The sequence below is a fragment of the Azospirillum sp. B506 genome (genome assembly GCF_000333595.1).
In the GTDB taxonomy this organism is placed as follows: domain Bacteria; phylum Pseudomonadota; class Alphaproteobacteria; order Azospirillales; family Azospirillaceae; genus Azospirillum.
In genome coordinates this window covers 1-3,672 of record NZ_BADK01000829.1, presented here as the reverse complement: position 1 = coordinate 3,672, position 3,672 = coordinate 1, and the positions used below count along the sequence as shown (strand labels likewise).

The 3,672-nt window shown below is 67.2% G+C and carries 1 protein-coding gene; it reads right to left on the bottom strand.

What is annotated here, in order from left to right:
• Positions 1–3,672: S-layer family protein (locus I71_RS35265; protein WP_280109916.1), on the bottom strand; the 3,672-nt coding region annotated here is incomplete at both ends.

The following is a 3,672-nucleotide window of genomic DNA, read 5'->3' as shown; positions in this document are numbered from 1 at the left end:
GACAGGCTGACCCCGGTCACGCTGTCGCTGTTCTTCAGACCGGTGGCGGTGAAGCCGGTCAGCGAGGCGCTGTCGCCATAGGTCTTGCGCGCCGCGTCGGCAGTGACGGTCAGCGCCGCCGGATCGACCGTCAGCGTGCCGTCGGCATAGGTGATGGTGTAGTTCGACAGGCCGCTGCCCTGGGCCGACGCGGCGGCGATGTTGTAGCTGCCGACCCCGGCGATGGCCGCCGTGCCACTGCTGGACAGGCTGACCCCGGTCACGCTGTCGCTGTTCTTCAGCCCAGTGGCGGTAAAAGCGGTCAGCGAGGCGCTGTCGCCATAGGTCTTGCGCGCCGCGTCGGCAGTGACGGTCAGCGCCGCCGGATCGACCGTCAGCGTGCCGTCGGCATAGGTGATCGTGTAGTTCGAGAGGCCGCTGCCCTGGGCCGACGCGGCGGCGATGTTGTAGCTGCCGACCCCGGCGGTGGCCGCCGTGCCACTGCTGGACAGGGAAACCCCGGTCACGCTGTCGCTGTTCTTCAACCCGGTGACGGTGAAACCGGTCAGCGAGGCGCTGTCGCCGTAGGTCTTGCGCGCCGCGTCGGCAGTGACGGTCAGCGTTGCCGGGTTCACCGTCAGCGTGCCGCCGGTGTAGCTCACCGTGTAGTTCGACAGTCCCGTGCCTTGGGCCGACGACGCCGTAATGGCGTAGCTGCCGACTCCGTCAGTCGCCGCCGTACCGCCGGTGCTGGACAGGGAAACCCCGGTCACCCTGTCGCTGTTCTTCAGGCCCGTGACCGTATAGCCGCTCACGCTCGCCGTATCGCCGTAGGTCTTGGTCACGTCGTCGGCGGTGACGGTCAGTGCCGCCGGGTTAACCGTCAGCGTGCCGCCGGTGTAGCTCACCGTGTAGTTGGACAGCCCCGTGCCCTGGGCCGACGAGGCGGTGATGGCGTAGCTGCCGACTCCATCGGTCGCCGCCGTGCCGCCGGTGCTGGACAGGGAAACCCCGGTCACCCTGTCGCTGTTCATCAGGCCGGTGGCCGTGAAGCCGGTCAGGGTCGTCGTGTCGCCGTAGGTCTTGGTCACGTCGTCGGCGGCGATCGTCAGCGTTGCCGGGTTCACCGTCAGCGTGCCGCCGGTGTAGCTCACCGTGTAGTTCGACAGCCCCGTGCCCTGTGCGCTGGAGCCGCTGATGCTGTAGCTGCCGACCCCGGCGGTTGCCGTGCCGCCGGTGCTGGACAGGGAAACCCCGGTCACGCTGTCGCTGTTCTTCAGGCCCGTGACCGTGTAACCGCTCAGCGTCGCCGTATCGCCATAGGTCTTGGTGGCGTTGTCGGCGGTGATCGTCAGCGCCGCCGGAGTCACGGTCAGCGCGGCGTTGCCGTAGTAGAACACGCGATAGTCCGTGCCCTTGGCGCTGGTGACCATCGCGTTGGACGCGGGCTGGCTGGCGGTGGTCGGCGTTGCCGAAACGGCGGCGGTCGGGTCGGTGGCGATCGTGGCCCCGGTCAGGGTCAGGCTGTCGCCGGCCTTGCCGAAGATGTAGCTGCTGAGGCTGCTCTGCGTGCCAATCGCGGTCACCGTACCCGAACCGCTGCCATAGACCGTGTCGGCCGACAGGGCCTTGACCCGGGTCACGGGCGCCATGGTGTAGAGAACGGGATAATAGCCGCTGCTGGGCGGCGCCCAAACGCTGTCGAAATCCCAGCCGGAGGCCCCCGCCATGAACGACGCCGTGTCCTGGAACTCCGCCGTCGTCAGGCCGGTCATTCCCGTCACCGTGGATGGGGCACCGGCGGGTACGGTGGTCCCGGCGACGGTGGTGTCGAAATAGGACGATGTGATGGTGCCGCTGAGTTGAAAGCCAAAAAATCCGCCGACCCACTGCGGTCCCGACACGGCTTTCGCCGCATAGGATTGGCTGATGTCGCCCCTGTTCGACGCGACAAAGCCGCCGACCGAATTATCGCCGTATACGGCGCCGCCGGTTGCGTAGGATTGGGAAATGCTGCCCGTGTTCTCGGCGACGAAACCGCCGGTGTCAGTGCCGTTTCTTGCCGTCACCGCCCCCGTGGCGTAGGACTGGGTGATCGTGCCGGAATTCTTGGCGACAAAGCCGCCGGCCGTGCTACGGCCGATGACGTCTCCGGTCACATAGGACTGGGTGATCGTGCCGGTGTTCTCGCCGACCAGACCGCCCATCACGTCGCTGCCGACCACGGTGCCGTCGACCACGGATTGCGACATCGTTACCGTGCTGTAGGAGCGGCTGATGGTGCCGGTGTTCTTGCCGACGAGGCCGCCCGCGTAAGATCCCTGGACGCTGCCGGTGATATAGACGTTGGTGATGGTACCGCCGTTTTCGCCGGCAAGACCGCCGACGTAATTGCCGGCGCCGATGAGGGCGACGTCGGTCAGGCCGAGGTTCCTGACGCTGCCGGCGGCGCCGATGACGCCGAACAGCCCCTGGTACATCTCTTCGTAATCTACCGGCTTGATCGTCAGCCCCTGGATGACGTGCCCCTGGCCGTCGAGCGAGCCGGTGAACGGGGTCGAGCTACTCCCGACCGGCAAGAACCCATATTTTCTCCCGCTGACGCGCCACATGCCGGCCGCGTTGCTGCCGGCGGTCTCGCCGGCGTCCACGTCGGCGGCCAGCGTGTAGGCGGCGGTGGGATCCAGCGCCATCAGTTGAAGCTGGTGGGCGTTGACGATGGATGTCGCGTGTTCCGAGCGCAGGAAGGGCCGGGTCTGGCCGTCGATCATATACCACTTATTCGTCAGGTCGAGGTCGCCATAGGTCGCCGCGCTGAAGGCGTCCGCCGTCTCGATGCCGGTGACGTTGTTGCTGGTGCCGTTGCCGATTCCGCTGGCCTGCCCCGTCGTGCCCTTGTCCCAATAGCCGACGCTGAAGCTGCCGGCGGCGCTCCGCCCGGCCAGGCCACCCGCCTTGCAATTTCTGGCGGTGCAGGTGCTGGCCAGGGTCACCCGTCCCGTCGCATAGGCGTTGGAGATGGTGCCGAACGTCATGGCGCCGGTGCCGTATTTAAATTCGCCCACCAAGCCGCCGATGTAATGATCGCCATTGCCGGCGTTGATGGCGCCGGTGACCGATCCGGTGGCGTAGACGTTGTTGGCGTTGGCTTCCTCCGCCATCTCGCCCACCAGGCCCCCGGCCCTGTTGTTCGTCGCCGTGACCGCGCCGGTGGCGTAGCTCTCCGAAAGCAATACCTGTTCGCCCCACAGGGTGCCGATCAGGCCGCCGACGGCCGTGGCCCCGTTCACCGTCCCGGTCGCGTAGGCCTTGGACACCGTGCCGTCTTGACTAATGCCGATGAGACCGCCGACGGCCGTGGCCCCGTTCACCGTCCCGGTCGCGTAGGCCTCGGACACCGTGCCGTTTTGACTATTGCCGATGAGACCGCCGACATTGGCGTCTCCGGTCACGGCGACGGCCGCATGGGATTGCGTGATGGAGCCGGTGTTGCGGCCAACCAGACCGCCGACCCCGGTCCCTCCCGTCACGGTTCCCGTCGCATAGGCGTTGACGATGGTGCCGCTGTTCTCGCTGACAAGGCTGCCGGCCTGCGCCCCGGTGCCGGTGATGGTGACATCGGTCAGGCCGATGTTGCGGATGCTGCCCGCCGTGTCGACGACACCGAACAGCCCCAGCTTCGCGCCCCCATCC